Genomic DNA, 20,487 nt, shown 5'->3' with positions numbered 1-20,487 from the left:
CCGACCGACAGCACGAGGCAGCTCAGATCCGGCCGTAGCTCGAGGCGGGGGCGGACACGGCCACCGGGCTGACGTGCCCGCTGATCGTGGGCTCCGCCATCAGCCCGAACGCACGCAGCACGCCGAGCAGCTCCCGATGGCCGAAGGCCTGGCAGCCGGACGCGAAGCCCGCGCGGCGCGTCGAGCCGTGGATCAGCGCGTGGGCGGCGTACGCCTGCATGAGGCCGGTCTGCTTGTAGTTGCAGGTCCCGTTGAGGACCACGTGCACCTTGCCCGCCGGGCCGCTGGCGTAGACCGAGTCCAGCGAGATGTTGATGCGCTGGTTCTCGCGCGGCGGCATCTCGGACTGGGTCTGGGCGGCGACCTGGGCCAGGAACGCCTTCGCCTCATCAGGACTCATCTCGGCCGCCTTCGCCGCGACCTCACCCGCCCCCTCGATCACGGCCTGCATCCGCGCGCGGTCGAACAGGCCTCCCAGCGCCTTGACGTTCGCCACGCGTGGGTCGCGCTTGAACCACACGGGGTGGGACGTCCCACCCCACTCCAGCGCCAGCGCCAGCTCGTGCTGGCCGGGTACCACGACCTCGTGCGGCTCGACCGTCCACGGCTGGTAGGTGTTCTGCTCGAGGTAGTACCGGGGCGAGAGCAGGTTCTCGAAGATCGTCGCGGTCGAGGCGACCGTCGGGAACCCCTTCCACAACACGAGGATGTCGAGCGTGTCGAGGCCCGGCGTCTCGAGGGCGATGTTCGCCGCGATCTCACCGGTGGTGTACATCTGCGCGACTCCCGGCGCCAGGAGCAGACCCGCGTCGGCGAAGCGCTCGCCGTAGGTCTCGTCGCACACCATCACCCAGTCCTGCTCGCCGGTCGTGTCGGTGTAGTGGCATCCCGCCGCCAGCGCCGCCTCGACCGTCTCGGGCCCCAGCTTGGAGAACGGGCCGACCATGTTGAGCACGACCTTGGCCCCCGAGAAGAGGTCCGTCAGCGCCTCGACCGTGTGCTCGACGGCCGCGACCTCGTAGTCGGCCGTCTCGATGCCCGGGATGAGCTTCATCGCCTCCTCGAGACGACCTGCGTCACGCCCCGCGGCGACGAACGGGATGTTGTACTCGCGCAGGTACTCGCAGGTCAGACGGCCGGTGTAGCCGCTCGCGCCGTAGACGACGACGGGCTTGGTGGTGGGCAACGGGATCTCCTCGTTCACGGTCGGGACTGTTGACTCGCGGCGAGCCTACGAGCGCTCCGACACGTGTCGCGCGTCCCCGCACCACAAACACCGGGCGGGGATTTGGCGTTGGCACGGAGAGCGCGCACGATCGCGTCGCGCGCGCTCCGCGGCACCACTACAAGCGGAATCCGTGGTTCGGGCCCTTCTTCGCGCAGGTCTTGTAGACCCGCTTGCCGATGAGCTTCTTCCCGCGCGTGGTGATGATCTTGATGCGGACCTTGACGGTCTGCTTCGGCCGCGCCACCAGGTCGATGCGGACGATCGGACGCGGCCGCAGACGCAGGACCTTCTGACGCCGCCCGTTGATCGTCACCGTGATCCGGCGCACCCGTGAGCCGCGATAGCGGACCCGGATGTTGAACCTCCGCCGCCCGGTGCACTTCCGCTTCTTCTTCGCGGTCGGCGTCGGCTGGGCCTGCGTGGGCTGCGCGGCGGCGAGCACCGGGCACGCCGCCTGCGTCACCGTCAGGGACGCCAGTGCCTCCTTCGCCGGCGTCCGCAGGCGCCCGGAGAGATCCGCCTTGGCGGGAGCCGCCCCGCAGCTGACGGGCGTCGACGTCCTCACGCACAGCGACTGGGGGTCGGAGACCCACGTGACCACGAGACGGGGCGGAACGCCGTCGTCCCACGGCGCGGTGGCGTTCTTCGCGGCCGCGCTGCCGTCGACGATCAGCGACGGGTGCGCGCCGGCATCGATGCCGGAGATGTCCAGCGTGCCGCCGATCAGGTCGCCGGTCATGAGGGCCTGGCCGGTTCTCGCGTCGCGCACGGTGACCGTGAGCGAGTCGAGCTCCGCGCCTGAGCTGTCGGTGAGCACGACCGACTTCCAGCGGGCCGCGCCGACACCGCCGTCACAGCGCTGCGCGCGCAGATCGATCGCCTTGGTGCCGGACCCGCTGCGCAGGCTCGTGCACGGCGACGTGCCCGCCGGGTCCACGGTGAAGATCCGGCCCGGATCGCCGACCGCGATGACACAGGCCCCGTCGAACACGGCCCCGTAGGCCGAGGGCAGCGAGGCGCCGTCCTTGTCGTTCGTGATCTGACCGTCGACGAAGCTCCCACCGGTACACGGTCCTCCGGCGGCCCAGTCGTAGCACCCGAGCCCGGACCGACCCAGGTGCCCGACCAGCGTGCGAGTGCCCGCTTCAGCCTCCGCGGTGACCGAGTAGTAGTTGTCGGTCTGCGGGAACTGCGTGATCGGACTCGAGCTCGACGGGGCCGCGTCCGGGACGCAGAACCCGTTGGAGAACGTCGGGTCGTCACCGGCGCCGTGCAGCACGCACACGCCGATCGCGGACCCGGCGGCGTTGCGCTGGTTCACCAGGTCCCAGCGGTTGCCGAAGCTCTTGGGCGTCGCCCAGCCGTCGCACGGACCACCCGCGGCGACGTCGATGCAGGCCACCGCGGCCGGACCGTTCCCTCCACCCCCGAAGAACCCGTTGGTCCCGCGCGACACGAACACCCGCGAGCCGTGGCTCACGATGTCCATGAAGGGGCCCTCCCCCGTGAGCCCGGTGTCGAGCGATGCGGTCGGGCAGAGGTCGCCGCTCTCGGGTTCGACGCAGTACAGCTTGCCGGTGACGGCGCCGAACCAGAGCCGTCCGCCGACCAGCACGGGCGCCGACGCTCCTGGGCTTCCGTAGGTCGCGTTGGCGGGCGACAGCGCGGATGCCGGCATCCGGTCGACGATCGTCATCCCGCACGGGCTGTCGGTCGAGGCGTCCCAGCAGTACAGCGCGATCGACGCCGACTGGGTCCACGAACCGGCGGGCAGCAGGTGCGTCCAGATGCGGTCACCGCTGACGGCGCCGGGGCCGTTGATGTCGCTCGTGCCGACGTTGAGCTGCTTGCTGTAGCCGGGGCACTGCGCCCCGGTCGCCCGGTCCACGCAGGTCACCGACGTCGGGGACGCATGGTGGAAGAACGCGAAGACCTTGCTGCCCACCAGGATCGGGACATGTCCGTCACCGCCGGTCCCTTGACTGATCGGGGGCAGGGGTCGCGGGAACCGCTGGGCGAACGCGGACCCCAGCAGCGCGCCACCGGTCGCCGAGGCGCCGTTGGCTGCCGGGGTCCACCCCGGGGCCTGAGCCTGTGACCCCGGCACCTCCGAGTGGGCTCCGGCCAGGGCGAACGACAGGTCCGGGAGCGGCAGCGCCCGGAGCTCGTCGCTGGCGAGGTCGCCTGGCACCGGGGTGGCCCGCACGAACCAGGATGCGGTCGAGCCGCCCGGGAACGCGTCGCCGGCCCCGGCCGAGCCGCCGGCCGACACGTCGAAGGTCGCCCCGGCGGGCGCGACCGCGATGTGCACCGTGCCGGTCCGGGTCTGTCCGGCGCTGTCGTGCAGGACGTAGGTGAAGCCGTCCCGACCGGTGAATCCGGGCCCTGGCGTGTACTGGCACGCGCCGTCGGCCGAGCAGGTCGCGGTGCCGTGGTTGGCCGCCGTGGACGACTGGACGTCGAGCGGCGCCTTGCCGCGATCGTTGCTCAGGACGTTGAAGGCGACCGGCTCGCCGCTGCGGGTCGCGAGGTCGTCGTCGACCACCGCGATGACGTCCGTCGCCGTCGAGGCCGCGACGTCCACCGTGACCGTGGCGGTGGCCGAGGACCCACCGTCGCTGACGGTGTACGTGAACGCGTCGGGTCCGGTGTAGCCGGAGGCCGCCGTGTAGAAGCAGGCGCCGAGCGGCATGCACGTCACCGTCCCGTGGGCGGGCGACCCGGCGGACGTCACGCGGAGCGCGTCCCCGTCGGGGTCGCTGTCGTTCGCGAGGACGTCCAGGGCACCCGTCGGGATCGCGGGCAGCGTGTCGTTCGCGGGCGTCGGCGCTGCGGCGACCGCGATGCTCGGTGCGGCCAGCGCGAGCAGGCTGACGCCAAGCAGGACCAGACGGCGACCAGACATGGGGAACCTCCGTCGACTCGGGGAGCACGACCGAAGCTGGCGTGCCCCCGCTCAGCCGAGAGCGTGCTCCTAACGCCCGCCCGATGCAATATTTCAGTCGCGGTCAGGCCAGACGGCTGCGCCAGCGCAGCCCGGTACCCAGCCCGCCGAGCAGCAGGATCAGCGACCCGGCCGCGAAGCCGATCGTGATCTCCTGGCGCTCGCGTCGCGTGCCGATCCGGGAGCCGAGCGCCTCGTAGACGCTCCGCAGCTCACCGGCCTCCGCCGTCTCGTACGCGCGCCCGCCGGACCGCCGGGCGATCTCGCGCAGCGTCTCGCGGTCCGGTGGCACGGAGAGCACCTCGCCGTTGGGGCCGACAACGATGCCGGCGTCGGTGCCCAGGGCGACCGTGTAGATCGGGATGCGCAACTGCTCGGCGCGATCCGCGGCCTGCGCAGGATCGGTGCCCTCGGTCGTCTTGCCGTCGGACAGCAGGATGATCGCGGCCGGCGCCGTCGTCCCGTCCTTCGCGCGGCGCGCCTGCAGGCGGTCGAGCGCCGCGTCGAGCGCGTCGCCCGTCGCGGTACCCCCGTCCGCCTCGACCGCCGAGATCGCGCTGCGCACGCGGTCGTGATCGGTGGTGGGGTCGACCGAGGACTTGACGCCGCTCGAGTAGCTCGCGAACCCGACGAGGAGCTCGTCCGGGACGCTGTCGACGAAGGACGCGGCAGCGGCTTTCGCGGCCTCGATCCGCGACGGCGCGACGTCGTCGGCGAACATCGAGCCGGACTGATCGGTCACCAGCATCACGGACGCCTTCTCCACCGGCACGTCCACCGTGCGGCGCGGCTGGGCGAAGGCGGTGCCGAGCCCGATCGCGGCGAGGGTGAGCAGGACGACGGGCACCGTGCGGCGCCAGGTCGGCGTCGCGGCGACGCCCTGGCGGACGAGCAGGGCCGCGGCCGGGTGGCGGACGGCGTACCGCCGGCGCCGGCGTCGCTCCGAGACGTACAGCAGTGCCACGAGCGGCACGGCCAGCAGGACGAGCAGGCGGACGGGTTCGGCGAAGCTCATCGGAGCGCCTTCCCGAGCTCCCGGAGCCAGTCGCCACCCGTCGAGAGGACGACGTGGGTGGCAGGAGCCCGACGCAGCGCGGCGGCGACGCGCTCGCGGCGCTGCTGCTCGACCGCGGCGAAGCGCGCGCGCAGGCGCGGCGCGCTGGTGTCGATCTCGACCAGCTCGCCGGTCTCGGGGTCCACGAGATGCAGGTGCCCGGTGTCGGGCAGCTCCGCTTCCCGCGGGTCGGTGACCTCGACGGCGACGACCGTGTGCCGTGCGGCGAGCCGTCGCAGCAGGGGCCCCCAGTCGTCCTCCCCCCGGAAGTCCGACACGACGACGACGATGCCCCGCGACGTCGCGAGCCGCGCGACACGTGTCAGCGCGTCCGCCAGGGGCCCACCGGTGGCGCCGTCCGGCATCACGCCCTCGTTGACGAGGCGCGACAGGCCGGCGAGCGCGCCGCGGCCGCCGCGTGGTCGCAGCATGCGGGGGCTGTCCTCCCCCGCAGTGACCACGGCCACGCGGCCGCCGCGACGCACGGCGAGCCGACCGAGCGCGCCGGCGACGCCCTCGACGATGTCGCTCTTGAGCCGCGTGCGCGTGCCGAACGCCATCGACGGCGACACGTCCAGCACCAGCCACGTCGTCACGGCACGCTCGGGCACCTGCAGGCGCACATGCGGGATGCCGGTCCGGGCGCTCGCCGACGGATCGAGCTGGCGGACGTCGTCCCCCGGCTCGTACGGGCGCAGGCGCGCGAGCTCCGTCCCGGCCCCGGCGCCGGCGGAGAGGTGGTCTCCGGGCAGGACGCCGCCCGCGCGGCGCAGGAGCGCCAGGTCGATCCGCGCGAGCGCCTCGCTGGGCAGCGGACCCGGGCCCTGGCGGCCTTGAGGGACGACGAGCTTTCGGGGTGGGCCGGGCACGGGTCAGGACGCCTCTGCGAGCGGGGCGCGGCCCTCGGGAGCGACGTGCTGCAGGAGGCGATCGAGCAGCTCCTCGACGTCGACGCCGTCGGCGAGCGCGTCGTAGGTGAGGACGACGCGATGGCGCAGGACGTCCCGCGCGAGGTCGTGGACGTCCGCGTTGGTCACGTGCTCGCGTCCGCGGAGCAGCGCGACGGCCTGTGCCGCCTGCACGAGGCCGATCGACGCACGCGGGCTGGCGCCGAACTCGATGAGCGGCGCGAGCTCGGGCAACCCGAACCGCGCCGGGTCGCGGGTCGCGCTCACGAGGTGGACCGCGTAGGTGGCGACCTTGCGGTCGACCTGGACCTCGCGTGCGGCAGCCCGGAACCGCAGCAGGTCCGCCGGCTCCAGGACCTCACGTGCGTGCATCGACTCGCCGGCGAGACCGCGGGCGATCGCGACCTCGTCCTCGAGGTCCGGGTAGTCGACCTTGACCTTGAAGAGGAAGCGGTCGACCTGGGCCTCGGGCAGCTGGTAGGTGCCCTCGGACTCGATCGGGTTCTGGGTCGCGAGCACGAGGAACGGGCTGGGGACGGGAAAGCTGCGGCCACCGATCGTGACCTGCTTCTCCTGCATGACCTCCAGCAGCGCGGACTGGACCTTCGCCGGTGCGCGGTTGATCTCGTCGGCGAGCACGAGGTTGGCCATCACCGGGCCGAGCTCGGTGCGGAACTCGTGGCTGTCCGGCTGCCAGATGCGCGTGCCGACGAGGTCGGCGGGCACCAGATCCGGGGTGAACTGGATGCGGCTGTAGGTGCCGCCCAGCGAGTCGGCGAGGGTGCGCACCGTCAGGGTCTTGGCGAGGCCGGGCACGCCCTCGAGGAGGACGTGGCCGCCGGCGAGCAGGGCGATGAGCACCCGCTCGAGCATCGCGTCCTGACCGACGACGACGCGCTTGCACTCCCACAGGGCGGCCTGCAGGGACTTGCGGGCCTGCGCGGCGACGTCCTCGTCGCCCTGAGGCTCGGCCGGTACCAGCGGATCTGATTCGGGGCGATGAGGTTCCATGCACGGCATGGTGAGGATCGGGCCGTCACCTCGCCGTAACGGCGCGCCCCGCAGCGTCCCCGGCCGCTTGCTCCCGGCCGGAGGCATCCGCGCCGTCCCGCCCCGAGGGCTCTCGCGTCTGCGCAGCGTCGCCGGGGAGCGATGCCGGCAGCCGGACCTCCGCCCGCAGACCACCCTGCGGGCGTGGCGCGAGCTCGAGGCGACCGCCATGCGCGGTCGCGATCGCGGCGGCGATGGGCAGCCCGAGCCCCGCACCGCTGTGGCCCCGGGCGCGATCGCCGCGCTCGAACGGCTCGGCGAGGCGGGCGACGAGCTGCTCGTCGAGCGGCTCCCCGCCGTTCTCGACCACGAGCACGGCGTCGACCCCGTCAGCCCGGAGCTCGACGCGGGGATCGAGCCCATGACGCAGGGCGTTCTCGACGAGGTTCGCGGCGAGCCGTTCGAGCAGGACGTCGTCCCCCAGCACCGTGACCGGCTCGAGGTCCACCTCGAGACCGTGGCCGTCCAGCGATCGCAGCGCCCGCCCCACGACGTGCGCGAGGTCGACCGGTTCGCGGCGGGGCACGCCCTCGGTGCTCGCGGCGAGGACGAGCAAGGCGTCGACGAGCTGCTCCGCGCGCTCCCCCGCCTCCACGATCGCGTGCAGCGCGTCGCGCAACTCCCGCGGCGATGCGTCGGGATCGTCGAGCGCGACCTCGGCCTCGGTGCGGATGACCGTCATCGGGGTCCGGAGCTCGTGGCTGGCGTTCGCCACGAACCGCCGCTGCGCGGCGACGGCGCCCTGCACGCGGTCGAGCATTCCGTCGAACGTCTCCGCGAGGTCGTGGAGCTCGTCGCCCGCACGACCGGGCAGATCGACGCGGTCGTCGAGGTCCTCCTCGGTGATGCGTCGAGCCGTGTTCGCGATCGCGCGCACGGGTGACAGCAGACGACCCGCTCCCGCCCAGGCGACGGCCAGCGCGACGAATCCGGCGCCGAGAACCGCGACGAGGTACTGCCGCGCGAGCTCGTCGGAGACCGACGACGCGTACGCGGCGGGCAGCGTGCGATCGAGATGCCGGTCCAGCAGATCCCAGCTCACCAGCAGCACGCCCGCGGTCACGAGGACCACGAGCGCGACGCAGGCCAGCGTCATCCGCAGCCGCAACGATCCGCGCGGGCGCATCACATGCGGTAGCCGGCGCCCGGCACCGTGTGGATGACCGCAGGCTCCCCGAGCTTGCGCCGCAGCTTCATCACGATCATGCGGACCGTGTTGGTGAAGGGGTCCACGTTGGCGTCCCAGACCTGCTCGAGGAGGTCCTCGGGACTGACCACGGCGCCGTCCGCGCTCATCAGCGCCTGTAGCACCCCGAACTCCTTGGCCGACAGCTCCAGATCACGTCCGTCGCGGGTCGCGAGCCGCCGCGCGGGATCCAGCTCGACGTCGCCGCACCGCAGCACGGCCGGTCGCGCCGTGCCGGCACGCCGCGAGAGCGCATGGACCCGGGCGACGAGCTCCGCGAAGCGGAACGGCTTGGGCAGGTAGTCGTCGGCACCCATCGCGAGCCCCTCGACGAGATCATCGGTGGAACGCGCGGCGGTCAGCATGAGGATCTTCGTGTCCGGCTGCTCGGCGCTCAGGGCGCGACAGACGTCGTCGCCGTGCATCCGCGGAAGGTCGCGGTCGAGGATCACCACGTCGTACGGGTGCACGCGGGCCCGGTACAGCGCGTCGGCGCCGTCGGGCGCGACATCGACCGCGGCGCCGTGGCGCCGCAGGCCCTTGGCGACCGCCGCGGCGACACGCGGCTCGTCTTCGGCGAGGAGAAGGCGCACGGCGTCAGAGCTCCCGGGTCGGTCGGTCGGTGGTCGGGTCGGCGGGGGCCGGCTTCTTGCGGAGGGGACAGCCGGGCGCCGCCGTCGGGGTGCCGCCGTCGCGCACCGTCGGGTGCTCCTGCTGGACCGGGGTCCTCTCCGCGACACGCAACTGCGCGTCGACGGACCGCACGCCTCCGGCGGACAGGGCCAGCAGAGCGACGCCGGTGACCATCGCGCCGGTGGCGACGGCCCGGTGGACCCATGGGGTGGGGTTCATGCACGGGATTCTTCCCGCACATGTCTGCGTCACCTAACGGAATCCTGAGAACTTCCTGAGGATGCGGCCGGATGGCGCGTCGCCGTCAGACCAACCGCCCGAACCAGCGGATCGACGCCACTGCCCCGAGCAGGAGCAGGACGAACGCTCCGCCGGCGAACAGCGAGGACTGCTCGACGTCCTGGTTCTCGGTCGCCAGCTGCGAGCCCAGGCGCTGGTAGACCTGCTCGAGCTGCTCGGCGTCGTCGCTGGTGAAGGCCTTCCCGCCGGTGGTCTCGGCCACCTGCTGCAGGGTCGTGACGTCGGGCGGCACGTTGCGCACCTGACCGTCGGAGCCGGTGATCGTGCCGGTCGGCGTGCCCAGCGCCACGGTGTAGACCGGGACCTTGGCGCGCCGCGCCTTCTCGGCGACCTCCAGGACGTCCTGGCCCCGGACGCTCTTGCCGTCGGAGAGCAGCACGATCGCGGCCGGTGGCTGCTGCGCCTCGGGCGCCTGGGCGTCGGTTGCTCCGGGCGTGCGCGCGATGAGACCCAGCGCCGCGTCCAGCGCGTCCCCGGTCGCGGTGCTGCCGGCCGCCGTGACCGTGCCGAGCGCGGTGCGGACGGCGTCGTGATCGCGCGTCGGGCTCGCGAGGACGGTGGCCTGCTGGTTGAACGCGATCGCCCCGACGCGGAACCGCTCGGGCACGGTGTCGACGAACGTCTGCGCGGCCCGGCGCGCGGCGACCAGGCGCGACGGCGCGACGTCCTTCGCCTCCATCGACCCGGACCTGTCGGTGACCACCACGACGGTGGCCTGCTCGACGGGCACGGCCTTGGTCGTCTGCGGCTTGGCGAGCGCGAGGATCAACGCGGTGACCGCGAGCGCCTGCAGGACCACCGGGACGTGGCGGCGCCAGCGGGGTCGCCGCGGCATCACGGCCGCCGCGAGGGCCGGGTCGACGAAGGCCTCGGCGGACCGCTGCCGCGTCCGGCGCTCGTGACCGACGTACGCGTAGGCGAGCGCCGGCAGGAGCAGGAGACCGAGCAGCAGCAGCGGTTCACCGAAGCTCACGGCGTCGTCTCCGGTCGGGTGCCCAGGGTGACCTGGAGGGTGCGCACATCGCCGTTGCGGCGCACCCGGATCTCGATCTGGTCCCCCGGGCGGTTGCCGGAGATCGCCGCAGCGACATCGTCCGACCCCGAGATGGCCTGGTCGCCGACCCGCACGATGGTGTCACCGCGGCGCACCCCGCCCCGGTCGGCGGGCCCGCCCGAGACCACGGTCGCGACCTCGGCACCGACACCCGCCGTGAGCGGGTCCGCGGTGCTCACACCGAGGTAGGCGCGGTCGATCTTCTCGCCCGCCAGCAGCCTCGGGACGACCTGACGAACGGTGTCGGAGGGCACTGCGAAGCCGATGCCGACGTTGCCACCGCCGCCACCCGCGGTCGCGATCTGCGAGTTGACGCCGATGACGCGGCCCGCGGCGTCGAGCAGCGGACCGCCCGAGTTGCCCGGGTTGATCGGCGCGTCGGTCTGGATGACCTTGTCGATGCTGAAGCCGTTGGGCGCCTCGATGCGCCGGCCGATGCCGGAGATGATCCCCGACGTCGCGGTGCGGTCCAGCCCGAGCGGGTACCCGATCGCCAGGGCTCGGTCCCCGACCTTCACGGTGTCGGACTCGGCGAGCTGCAACGGGGTGATGCCCGCGACGTCGCCGGCGTCGAGCTTGACGACCGCCAGATCGGTGGACGGGTCGGTGCCGCGGACCTCCGCCGACACGAAGTCGCGTCCGTCGTCGAGTCGCACCTGGACGGTCTTCGCATCGCCGACGACGTGCGAGTTGGTGACCACGGTGCCGTCACGGTCGATGAGGAAGCCGGTCCCCGAGCCCACCCCGGACCCGGACCGGACCCGCACCGAGACGACGGCCCGGTTGGCCTGCGCGTAGAGACGCGCGTCCGAGCTCGGGGCGATGGTGCCCCCGGCGGCGGGCAGGGGCGGCGCGACGGTCGTCGCCGTCGCGCGCTGCGGGTCGTCGTCCCCGAGCGCCAGCACGCCCACGGCGCCGACCGTCCCGGCCAGCAGCGCCACGAGGCCGACCGCGAGCGCGGTCCGGCGACGACGGGGGTGCCTGGACGGCGGCTCGGTGGGGATCCGCTCGGTAGGGGGTTCGACCGGCGGCTCCGGGGCCCGCAGCCGCGGGGAGGGTTCCCGGGGCAGCGGCCGGGTCGGCGGATCCTCCCGTCGGCGACCGTGCCTGGCCTCCGGCCAATCGTCGGGACGGTCGGTCCACAGGCTCGGATGGCGGCGACGAGACATGATCAGCAGGGTGACGGAATCTGCGTCACCTGCGCGTAACGCCGGGCGCGCGGGGATAGGGTCCGCCCCCCATGTCCGTCCCCCACCGCTGACGTGCCGCGCCGCCCTCGCGCCGATCCCGTGATCGCCCGCGTCGGCGACCTCGTGGTCGAGCGCGATCCGGCCCGTCCCACGGGACGCCTCCTGCGGCAGGACGACATGGACGCCTCGTACGTGGATCTCGCCGATCCCCGGTACCTCGAGTTCGACTACCTGCGGTGGGCCCGTGTCCTGCTGGAGGCCGTCGGTGCCCGGCACGTCCTGCACGTCGGAGGGGCCGGATGCGCGCTCCCGCGGGCGTTGGCGGCCGCGACCCCCGACGCCCGCCACGAGGTCGTCGAGATCGATCCGCTGGTCCTCGAGGTCGCCCGCGAGCACCTGGGCCTGCGCCGCATGCCCGGTCTGCGCGTCCGGGTGGGCGACGGCAGGCAGCGGATCGCCACCCGCGGCGACGGCGCCGCCGACGCCATCGTGATCGACGCCTTCGTGGGCGCGCGGGTCCCGCGCCACCTCGTGACGGTGGAGGCGCTGAGGGACGCCGCCCGCGTGGCCCCGCTGACCCTCGTCAACATCGTGGACTCGCGGCGGCTCGACGACAGCCGCGCCATCGCCGCCGGGCTGCGGTGCGCCTACCCGCACGTCGTCGCGCTGGGGTCCTCGGCGCTGGGGGCCGGCAACGTGGTGCTGGCGGGGTCGGCAGACCTCCTGCCGCTCGATCGCCTCCGCGCACGCCTGGCCGCCGACCCCTCGCCGGCCCGGGTGCTGGGCGACGAGGACGTGGCGCGGCTGTGCTCGGGGGTGTCGCCGCTGCGCGACTGAGGCCCCGCGCAGACCGCATGCACCGGGACCCCGCGACCTCCCGTCGCACGCCGCTCACGGCGCCGGGGGATCGCCGAGCCGGGCCCGCACCTCGCTCCACAGGTCGCGGTAGGCCCGCGCCGCGCGGCCCCGTGGGGCGACCTCCTCGACGATCGTGCGCCGCACCCCCATCCGCTCGACGTCGGCGGCCGCCGGGATCGCCGTGGTCAGGATCTCCGGGTACCGGGCGCTGAGCTCCTCCATCACCTCGCGGTGCAGTCGCTTACGCGCGTCGACCATCGAGTAGAAGGCGAGGATCTGCGCCTGCTCGCCGACCACGTCCTTGAGCTGGGCGAAGGTCCGTGACGAGAGCGTCGCCGGGATCAGCGGCACGAGCAGCGCATCGGCGGCCTCGAAGACGCTCTCCGAGACCAAGGAGATGCTCGGCGGGCAGTCGAGCACGATGTAGTCGTAGTCGGGGCGCAGGGGCGCGAGGACCCTCGCGAGCCGGCTCGTCGAGTGCTTGGCGGCGTCGAGCGCCAGGTCCATGTGGCGGTAGCTGAAGTCCGCCGGAAGGAGGTCCAGACGCTCGTGATCGGTGCCCTTGATGCGGTTGGCGGCGTCGGTCTTGCCGCGCACGAGCTTCCCGCCCCCGCCCTTCACGCGCGGCTTGATGCGGAAGAGGTACGTGCTCGCACCCTGCGGATCGAGGTCCCAGAGCAGCGTCCGTGCCCCGTCCTGCGCGGCGAGGTACGCGAGATTCACCGCGGCGGACGTCTTGCCCACCCCGCCCTTGATGTTGTAGGTCGCCAGCACACGGGTCATCGGAAGGTCTCCTCGACGATGGCGCGCTGGTCCTTGGCGGCGAAGCGGCCGAAGCGCTCCGCGAACTCCGACCGCGCCTCCTCCTGCTGCGTGTGGAGCCGCTCCACCAGCAGTCCCATCGCCATGAGCGCCGTGGTGCCGTCGTCCATGCCGACGATGTCATCGGCCAGCGATCCGACGAGGTCGGCCTGGACCTCACGGTCCTGGAACCGTCCGAGCGTGTCCTGGAGCGCCTTGAGCGTCGAGACCATCGGCTTGACGACGTCCTTGGGGTACAGCGACGCGAAGAACTCGAGCAGGTAGCGCAGCTCCTTGCCCTTCTTGCGCAGGTCGTGCAGGGCGTCGGCGGGAGTCCCGTCGTGGATCTCGCGGCCCGCCTTGACCATCTGCCGGTAGACCTTGGAGATGCGGACGGAGGCGAGGTCGCCGACGGGTACGTGTCCGTCCGGTCCGCACGCGGTGCCGTCCTCGAGTGCGCGGAGCACCTCGGCCCAGCCCCGTAGGGCCTGCGTGGTGCGGGCGCTGCGCAGGGCGCGGCGCATGCGGCGCAACGCCGCGGCGCGCCGGCGCACGAGCAGGTCGTGCAGGGGAGCGAGATCCGCCCGACGCGCCTGCGGCAGCGCGGCGCGGAAGTCGTCGAACTCCAGGACGTAGACGTCGAGGTCGCGGCTCGGCCCGGTCACCGCCTGGAGCCACTTGAACTCGGCCCGCCAATGCTCGAGCTCCTCGGGCGGGAAGACACCGCGAAGCTCGCGCTGCAGCGCGCGCGTGCGGCGCACCGCGACGCGGAAGTCGTGCAGGAACTCGGGGTCGACGTCGTTCAGCGTGCCGGGCAGGTTCAGCTCGACGACATCGAGCAGGCGGCGGCAGATGCGGGCAGCGGCGCGGTCGGCGCGCACGCCGGGTCGCAGGTCGATCCCCACCCCCGGGAGCCCGCGTGCGGGCGCGCCTCCGCCGAGCACGACGGCCTCATCCCACAGCGAGCGCTCGACGGGTACGAGCTCGAGGACCTCTTGGAGCACCGCGCCGACGCGCGCCGCCGCCTTGTCGTAGCCGCGAACGGACTCGACCCGCAGGCGCGGCGACAGCGCACCGACGCCCTCGACCTCCGGCTCCTCGGCGTGCAGGCGGACCACGGTCTTCTCCTGATCGTCGAGCACGCGCAGCAGTCGGTCCCGATCGCTCACGCGTGCGACCGGGGTCAGGGCGCGGACGTCGATGACCTCCCGCAGTGCTTCGCGCAACGGCCCCTCGGGGAGATCCGCCAGCAGGAGGCGCCCGGGCAGGCGCCCGTGCGGCGCCGAGGCGACCTCGCGCCCATCGGCCTCGCTCAGGACGAGCCGCCCGTCCTCGTGGACGAGCTCCAGGCCGGCTTCCGCGATCCGGCCGTCGAAGGTCTCGAGCGCCGTCCACGTGCGGCGTGCCGCGGCCTGCACCCGGAGCCCGTAGATCCCCTTCAGCGCGTCTTCCAGCGGAGAGAGATCGAGGGGCGTCGGGAGGACGTAGCCGCTGGTCATCGACGGGCAGTCTCGCATCCGCACCGGCCCGCGCGCGCGGGCCGCGCCCGCGTGTCGCGCCGGGCCGCTCCGTGACGCTCAGCCGCGTGTGATGTGCGCGACGATCGCGTCCCGGACGTGCTGATCGGTCATCAGCGCGTAGTGGTTGCGGTCGACGACGTGCAGCCTCGCCCCGGGAACCCGGTCGAGGAAGGCGTCGCGGACGTCCGGCGGGACCAGCAGCCCCCCGTTCATCGGGACGGAGGCCCAGACGAGCAGCGTCGGCATCGTCAGGCCGGCCCAGAGCTCGGAGAAGTCCCGTGTCGCGGCTTCGAGATCCTCCAGGCAGGCCGCCCGGCTGGTCGTCGCCGACAGCCCGTCGTCGACCGGCGCCAGCTCCCAGGCGAAGTACCGCTCCCAGTACGGGCCCCACGGCTCGAAGATGCCGGAGGCCCGGATCGCGTCGTAGTACGCCGACATGTCCGGCACGACGGCGTCGAGCCGTGCGGTCGCGGCCCGGACCGCGTCGAGCGCGGCCGGGTCCATCCCTCCCGCCGCGTCGAGCAGCGACGCCGTCACCAGACGGTCCGCGGCGACCGCGGCGAGGTCGAGCCCGATCAGCGCGCCCATCGACCACCCGACGTGGTGCCAGCGCTCGACCCCGAGGTGCTCGGCGATCGCGACCACGTCCCGTGCGTGGTTCGGCAGGCCGTAGCTGCCCGGACCCGTGTCCTCGCTGTGCCCGCGACCCCGCAGATCCATGGCGATCACCTGCACCCCGGCCGCGACGAGATCGTCGCGGAGACCGTCGAAGGCGCGCACGTTCGCGGTCAGCCCGTGCACGCAGATGGCGGTCTCGGCGGCATCCCGGGGACCGCTGCGTTCGACGTGGAGCCGGCCGGACGGCAGGGTCAGGGACTGGGTCTCGGTGGTCATCCGCCCATCCTCGTCGACGCCCCGGGGACGCCGACCGTGTCCGTCGCCCAAGCGACGAGGAGGGCCCTGTGCCGCGCGTACGATTCGACTGGCGGGTGTCGGGTATGCCAAGGACTTCCCGAACGACTGGAGTCGACCCGTGCCCGCATCCCAGACCCCCGCCCGTGACGCGGTCCTCGTGAAGTACCTCAACGAGGCCTACGGCAAGGAGCAGCAGCTCGAGACCGCGCTCAAGGCCCAGATCGCCCTGGCGAAGCGCCCGCAGCTCAAGAAGGGCCTGCAGGAGCACCTGAAGGTGACCAAGGCCCAGTCGCGCGGGTTGAAGAAGCGGATCAAGGAGCTCGGTGGCGACGCTTCGGCGGGACCCGACCTGCCTGGGCCCCACGTGGTCAGCGAGGTCGCCACCGCGGCCACCTCGGCCGCCAACAAGGCGATGGCGGCGGCCAAGGGGCCGGCGCAGGCGCTACGCGGTACGAGTCCGGCGGACAACGACCTGCGCAACGTCCGCGACTGCCTGTGGAACGAGGCCGAGGAGATCGCGCACTACAACGTGATCGAGGCCGCCGCCGAGGCGCTGGGGGACAAGGACACCGCGAAGCTCGCCCGGACCTACCGCGGTGAGGAGGAGAAGATGCAGCGGCTGCTCGAGCGCCAGATCGCGCCCCTCGTCAAGGAGGTCGTCAAGACCGAGGTCCCGGCCGCCGAGCGGCGTCCCGCCGCCACCCGATCGCGGCGGGCCTCGTCGTCCGGTCGCGCCTCGTCCAACGGCGGGCGCGGGACGTCGTCCGCCAAGCGCGCGTCGCCATCCACCAAGCGCGCGTCATCCGCGAAGCGCGCGTCGTCGGCCAAGCGCGGCACCTCCGCCCGCGCGAGCGCCTGAGCGCCGCGCCCGGGCTCGGAGCGCCGCGCCCGGGCTCGGAGCGCCGCGCCCGGGCACGGAGCGCCGCGCCAGGCGCGCCGCGCCCGGCCGCGTCAGCCGTCGCCGCGCCGACGGGCGCTCAGGCGGATGAGCTCGCGGGTGTCGAACCGCGCGAACCCGTCGGCGGCCCGCGACCCGAGCCGCCGGCGGGCTAGGTCGGCCTCGCGCTGCAGCTCGGGCAGGAGCTTCGCGTCCGGCGACCGTGGGTTGCGCAGGACCGAGCCGATGGCCCGCAGCAGCCGCTCCCGCGTCACGATCGCCCGACGGGAGTCGCGGTCGGTGCCCGGACCGACGGACCGGTCCAGCGCGGCCCGGGTCAGGTTCACGAGGCTCCCGACGTCGTCGCGCTGCAGCGGCTGGGCGAGCGCGGCGCCCAGGCGCGTGTCGGCGGCCTGGGCCTCCGTGCCGACCACGGTGTCCGACGCGGCGCCGGCGGCCACGACGATCGCCGCCGCGGCGACGGCGACCAGGGAGCCGGCCGCGACGAGGCGCGGTCTGCGGGGGTGACGCCGCGGGGTCGGCTCGACCGGGGACCGGTGCTCAGCGAGCGGTTCTTCAGGCATGGGGAGCGAACGTGGGGGGTCCTGCGGGACGATGGTGGAGCCGAGCACGACACCGCACTACCCGTTCGAGCGCCGAACCGATCATCCCTGAGGGTGGGAACAACTACGGAAAGTGTCGCGAACATCCTGCGGTCGCGCGCCGCACGGCGGGGAACGATGCTGGAGCTGTGCTGATGTCCGCGCCCGGCGCCGCCCCGATCATCGAGACCGACCGCCTGACCAAGACCTACGGCGCGGCCCGCGGCATCGCGGATCTCACGCTGGACGTCATGCCCGGGGAGGCCTTCGGCTTCCTCGGCCCCAACGGCGCCGGCAAGACCACGACGATCCGCACGCTGCTGGACCTCCTGCACCCCACCTCGGGCAGCGCCCGGGTCTTCGGACTCGACAGCCGCCGGGACAGCCTCGCGATCCGGGCCCGGGTCGGGAACCTCCCGGGGGACTTCACCTACGAGGAGCGGATGACCGGCCGGGAGATGCTTCGCGAGTTCGCGACGCTCCGCGGGATGCGCGATCTCGGGCGCGCCGGGGAGCTGGCCGAGCGGTTCGAGGCGGCACTCGACCGCCCCCTGCACGAGCTGTCGCGCGGCAACCGTCAGAAGGTCGGGCTGATCCAGGCGCTGTTCCACGATCCCGAGCTCCTCATCCTCGACGAGCCCACGAGCGGCCTGGACCCGCTGATGCAGGAGGAGTTCCTGTCGGTCATCGCCGAGCACCGCGATCGCGGTGGCACGGTGTTCCTGTCCTCCCACGTGCTCGACGAGGTCGAGCGGGCCTGCGACCGGGTCGGGATCATCCGGGACGGTCGGCTGATCGCGGTCGAGGACGTCGACGAGATGCGTGCCCGCGCCTACCGGGAGGTCACGGTCAGCTTCGACGAGATCGTCCCGCGCACGGAGATCGAGCGAGTCGACGGCGTCCGGGGGCTCACGTCCGACGACACCTCCATGCGGTTCCGCGTCCACGGCGACCTGGACCCGGTCGTCAAGGAGCTCGCCCGTCATCGGGTGCGGGACATCGAGATCACGCGGCCCGCGCTCGAGGAGCTCTTCCTCGCCTACTACGAGCAGGAGCGGGTCACGTGAGCATCACCGTCAGCGACCCGCCCCGCCAGCGCCGAAGCATCGCGGTCCCCCCGGGTGACCGCAGCGCGCTGGGCGCCATGGTGCGCAGCGGACTGCACGCGCAGCGCCGGGCACCCCTCACGTGGGGCGGAGGACTCGGCGCGCTGACCGCGCTGATGACCGTGATCTGGCCCTCGATCGAGGACTCGATGGCCGAGCTGGTGGAGAGCTACCCCTCGAGCCTCAAGGAGGCGTTCGGCATCACGGAGCTCGACACGGTCGAGCTGTACATCAACGCCGAGATGCTCAGCCTGATCATCCCGTTCGCCCTGGTGATCTTCGCCGTGCGCTGCGCCACCCGCGCGACGGTCGCGGCCGAGGAGCGACGCTACCTCGACACGTTGCTGTCGCTGCCGGTGTCGCGAGGGGTCGTGGTGTGGAGCGGCTTCATCGTCGCCGGCCTCGTCACCATGACCATCCTCGGCGTCATCTGGGCGATGACCTGGGTGACGGGCACGCTCGTCGGCACGGGGATCTCGGCGACGAAGCTCGGTGTCGGGCTGCTGAACGTGTGGCCGCTGGCCATGGCCTTCGGCGGGCTGGCGATCCTCGCGGCGGGCCTCGTGAGCAGCCCGGGCACGGTGACCGCGGTCGCGTCCGGCACCGCCGTCGGCATGTACGTCATGGACCTGGTCGGCAAGCTGGCCACCGCGGCGGAGCCACTGCGGACGGTCTCCGCCTTCCGGTACTACGGGTCGGCGATCCAGGACGGCCTGGACCTCAGCCACATGGGCGGGCTCGTGATCGTCGCCGTCGCGTTGTGCGCCGCCGGGGCTCGGCTGTTCGAGCGCCGCGACGTGTCGTAGCGAGCGCTGCTCAGATCGCGTCGGGCGACTGGAGCGCCGCGGCGCGGTCGGGGACCACGGCCAGCCGCTGCTCGATGCCCATCAGCGACAGGACCCGCAGCACCGGACCGGGCGGGGCGACCAGCACGAGCCCGATCGTTCGCTCCGCGAGCTCGCCGTGGAGCCGAAGCAGCGCGGCCACACCCGTCGAATCGAGGAACCCGCAGGCCGCCAGATCGATGACGACCGTCCGCGGGCCGTCCGCGGCGACGTGCTCGCGGACGCGGGCCTCGAGGTCCGCGCTGGTGGCGAGATCGATCTCGCCGTCGACCGAGACCACTCCCGTGGCGTCAGGCAGGGTCTCGACGGTGATGGTGACGGGCGACGGGACGTTCATGAGCACTGCCGAGAGCATTGCAAAGCATCGGGTACAGCGGGGAAAACCGCGGCGCCTCCGCCAGGACCGGATCGCGGCTCGGACGGCGCCGTGTGCTAAGTTCGGCTTGCCAAACTTTTTCCTCCGAACGACACGAAATCTTGTTCCACACACTCCAACATCTCGAGAGCTCTCCCGCCGTCGAGGATTGCGTCCGAGCGATCCACGCGCTGCAGACCGATAACGGCACGGCGACCACGACGACGCTCGCCGGCCGTCTCGGCGTGACTCCCGGCTCGGCGTCGGCGATGGTCAAGCGCCTCGCCGAGCTCGGCCTCGTCGACCACGCGCCCTACCGCGGCGCCGTGCTGACCCCCACCGGCACCCGCGCGGCCCTGGAGGTCACCCGACACCACCGCCTGCTGGAGACCTTCCTCGCCCAGGAGCTCGGGATGCCGTGGGAGCAGGTGCACGCGGAGGCCGACCGTCTCGAGCACGTCCTCTCGGAGGAGCTCGAGGCGCTGATCGCCGCGAAGCTCGGTGATCCCGACCACGATCCGCACGGCGCCCCGATCCCCTCGCGGGACCTCGAGCTGCCCCTCGACACGTCGGTCAGGCTCGGCTCGCTCGCGGTGGGCGCGACGGGCACGCTGACCCGCGTGTCCGACGCCGACCCCGAGATGCTGCGGTACCTCGGCGAGCACGGCATCGGCCTCGGCGACGCCCTCGAGATCGTGGACCGCCAGCCGTTCGGCGGACCGGTCCTCGCCCGCTTCGGCGAGACGGTCCACCCGCTCGGGGACCTGCTGGCCGACGCCATGTGGGTGGAGGTCGCATGAGCCGGCATCTGCGACTGCGCCTCGCGGCGCTGGTGACGATCGCGACCGGCGTGCTCGCCACGGGCTGCGGCAGCGACGCCGCGAGCACGGACCCGGTCGAGGGCCGCAAGGTCCGCGTCACGACGACGACGAACTTCATCACCGACACGGTGCGCCAGGTGGGCGGCGACCGCGTCGAGGTCCAGGGGCTCATGGGGCCGGGCGTCGACCCCCACCTCTACAAGGCCAGCGCCGGCGACGTGCGCAAGCTGCGCGACGCCG

General features: G+C 73.1%; 21 protein-coding genes. 6 read left to right on the top strand and 15 right to left on the bottom strand.

Features of this window, described 5'->3' with window-relative positions:
• Positions 1–22: 22 nt before the first annotated feature.
• The 10 genes from ABYE80_RS01980 to ABYE80_RS01935 all read right to left on the bottom strand — a co-directional run bounded on the left by ABYE80_RS01980 (position 23) and on the right by ABYE80_RS01935 (position 11,526).
• A complete protein-coding gene (locus ABYE80_RS01980; protein ID WP_372788268.1) occupies positions 23–1,186 on the bottom strand; it encodes a DUF5938 domain-containing protein in 1,164 nt (387 codons plus the stop codon).
• A 157-nt stretch (positions 1,187–1,343) separates the two neighbouring features.
• Positions 1,344–4,133, bottom strand: a complete 2,790-nt coding sequence (locus ABYE80_RS01975; protein ID WP_372788253.1) for a cadherin-like domain-containing protein — start codon at positions 4,131–4,133, stop codon at positions 1,344–1,346.
• 103 nt (positions 4,134–4,236) lie between these two features.
• Positions 4,237–5,187 carry a VWA domain-containing protein gene (locus ABYE80_RS01970; RefSeq protein ID WP_372788252.1) on the bottom strand — a complete coding sequence of 317 codons (951 nt, stop codon included), beginning with the start codon at positions 5,185–5,187 and terminating at the stop codon, positions 4,237–4,239.
• On the bottom strand, positions 5,184–6,095 hold the full coding sequence (locus tag ABYE80_RS01965; RefSeq protein WP_372788250.1) for a DUF58 domain-containing protein: 912 nt from the start codon (positions 6,093–6,095) through the stop codon (positions 5,184–5,186). The genes ABYE80_RS01970 and ABYE80_RS01965 overlap by 4 nt, the downstream gene beginning before the upstream one ends.
• 3 nt (positions 6,096–6,098) lie before the next feature.
• On the bottom strand, positions 6,099–7,145 hold the full coding sequence (locus ABYE80_RS01960; protein WP_372788249.1) for an AAA family ATPase: 1,047 nt from the start codon (positions 7,143–7,145) through the stop codon (positions 6,099–6,101).
• A 25-nt stretch (positions 7,146–7,170) separates the two neighbouring features.
• Positions 7,171–8,310 carry an ATP-binding protein gene (locus tag ABYE80_RS01955; RefSeq protein WP_372788247.1) on the bottom strand — a complete coding sequence of 380 codons (1,140 nt, stop codon included), beginning with the start codon at positions 8,308–8,310 and terminating at the stop codon, positions 7,171–7,173.
• A complete protein-coding gene (locus ABYE80_RS01950) occupies positions 8,310–8,963 on the bottom strand; it encodes a response regulator transcription factor (RefSeq protein ID WP_372788246.1) in 654 nt (217 codons plus the stop codon). Before ABYE80_RS01950 ends, ABYE80_RS01955 begins: the two co-directional genes overlap by 1 nt.
• Before the next feature lie 4 nt (positions 8,964–8,967).
• The gene (locus tag ABYE80_RS01945; protein WP_372788244.1) at positions 8,968–9,222 is read right to left on the bottom strand and encodes a hypothetical protein; all 255 of its coding nucleotides are present in this window, start codon (positions 9,220–9,222) and stop codon (positions 8,968–8,970) included.
• Positions 9,223–9,307: 85 nt separating this feature from the next.
• Complete coding sequence (locus ABYE80_RS01940; RefSeq protein WP_372788243.1) at positions 9,308–10,276, bottom strand: VWA domain-containing protein; 969 nt, start codon at positions 10,274–10,276, stop codon at positions 9,308–9,310.
• Positions 10,273–11,526 (bottom strand): S1C family serine protease, encoded by a 1,254-nt coding sequence (locus ABYE80_RS01935; RefSeq protein WP_372788242.1) that lies wholly within the window; start codon positions 11,524–11,526, stop codon positions 10,273–10,275. Before ABYE80_RS01935 ends, ABYE80_RS01940 begins: the two co-directional genes overlap by 4 nt.
• A 93-nt stretch (positions 11,527–11,619) precedes the next feature.
• On the opposite strand from ABYE80_RS01935, the gene ABYE80_RS01930 reads away from it, so the two are divergent.
• The gene (locus tag ABYE80_RS01930) at positions 11,620–12,384 is read left to right on the top strand and encodes a spermidine synthase (RefSeq protein WP_372788241.1); all 765 of its coding nucleotides are present in this window, start codon (positions 11,620–11,622) and stop codon (positions 12,382–12,384) included.
• A 54-nt stretch (positions 12,385–12,438) separates the two neighbouring features.
• Here the strand turns inward: ABYE80_RS01930 and ABYE80_RS01925 are convergent, their stop codons facing one another.
• From ABYE80_RS01925 to ABYE80_RS01915, 3 genes are all read right to left on the bottom strand, one after another.
• Positions 12,439–13,188, bottom strand: coding sequence for a ParA family protein (locus tag ABYE80_RS01925; protein ID WP_372788239.1), 750 nt, complete (start codon positions 13,186–13,188; stop codon positions 12,439–12,441).
• Positions 13,185–14,705 (bottom strand): CHAD domain-containing protein, encoded by a 1,521-nt coding sequence (locus ABYE80_RS01920; protein WP_372788237.1) that lies wholly within the window; start codon positions 14,703–14,705, stop codon positions 13,185–13,187. The genes ABYE80_RS01925 and ABYE80_RS01920 overlap by 4 nt, the downstream gene beginning before the upstream one ends.
• Positions 14,706–14,783: 78 nt before the next feature.
• The gene (locus ABYE80_RS01915) at positions 14,784–15,620 is read right to left on the bottom strand and encodes an alpha/beta fold hydrolase (RefSeq protein ID WP_372788236.1); all 837 of its coding nucleotides are present in this window, start codon (positions 15,618–15,620) and stop codon (positions 14,784–14,786) included.
• Positions 15,621–15,759: 139 nt separating this feature from the next.
• On the opposite strand from ABYE80_RS01915, the gene ABYE80_RS01910 reads away from it, so the two are divergent.
• The gene (locus ABYE80_RS01910; RefSeq protein WP_372788234.1) at positions 15,760–16,500 is read left to right on the top strand and encodes a DUF892 family protein; all 741 of its coding nucleotides are present in this window, start codon (positions 15,760–15,762) and stop codon (positions 16,498–16,500) included.
• Between the two features lie 92 nt (positions 16,501–16,592).
• On the opposite strand, the gene ABYE80_RS01905 is transcribed toward ABYE80_RS01910, so the two are convergent.
• Positions 16,593–17,102, bottom strand: a complete 510-nt coding sequence (locus ABYE80_RS01905; RefSeq protein ID WP_372788233.1) for a hypothetical protein — start codon at positions 17,100–17,102, stop codon at positions 16,593–16,595.
• Positions 17,103–17,275: 173 nt separating this feature from the next.
• On the opposite strand from ABYE80_RS01905, the gene ABYE80_RS01900 reads away from it, so the two are divergent.
• Together ABYE80_RS01900 and ABYE80_RS01895 are read left to right on the top strand one after the other, a co-directional pair.
• On the top strand, positions 17,276–18,187 hold the full coding sequence (locus ABYE80_RS01900) for an ABC transporter ATP-binding protein (protein ID WP_372788231.1): 912 nt from the start codon (positions 17,276–17,278) through the stop codon (positions 18,185–18,187).
• Positions 18,184–19,032: an ABC transporter permease subunit gene (locus ABYE80_RS01895; protein ID WP_372788230.1), complete on the top strand. Its 849-nt coding sequence runs from the start codon at positions 18,184–18,186 to the stop codon at positions 19,030–19,032. The genes ABYE80_RS01900 and ABYE80_RS01895 overlap by 4 nt, the downstream gene beginning before the upstream one ends.
• A 10-nt stretch (positions 19,033–19,042) precedes the next feature.
• Here the strand turns inward: ABYE80_RS01895 and ABYE80_RS01890 are convergent, their stop codons facing one another.
• Positions 19,043–19,426 (bottom strand): STAS domain-containing protein, encoded by a 384-nt coding sequence (locus ABYE80_RS01890; RefSeq protein WP_372788229.1) that lies wholly within the window; start codon positions 19,424–19,426, stop codon positions 19,043–19,045.
• A 122-nt stretch (positions 19,427–19,548) separates the two neighbouring features.
• Here ABYE80_RS01890 and ABYE80_RS01885 point away from each other — a divergent pair, with 122 nt between their 5' ends.
• The gene (locus ABYE80_RS01885; protein WP_372788228.1) at positions 19,549–20,226 is read left to right on the top strand and encodes a metal-dependent transcriptional regulator; all 678 of its coding nucleotides are present in this window, start codon (positions 19,549–19,551) and stop codon (positions 20,224–20,226) included.
• The coding region (locus tag ABYE80_RS01880; RefSeq protein WP_372788227.1) for a metal ABC transporter solute-binding protein, Zn/Mn family at positions 20,223–20,487 on the top strand (265 nt) is incomplete at its 3' end. The genes ABYE80_RS01885 and ABYE80_RS01880, both read left to right, overlap by 4 nt.

The sequence above is a fragment of the Paraconexibacter sp. genome, from assembly GCF_041602235.1.
GTDB lineage: Bacteria > Actinomycetota > Thermoleophilia > Solirubrobacterales > Solirubrobacteraceae > Paraconexibacter.
The sequence above is the reverse complement of the archived record's forward strand: the minus strand, read 5'-3'. Positions and strand labels throughout refer to the sequence as shown.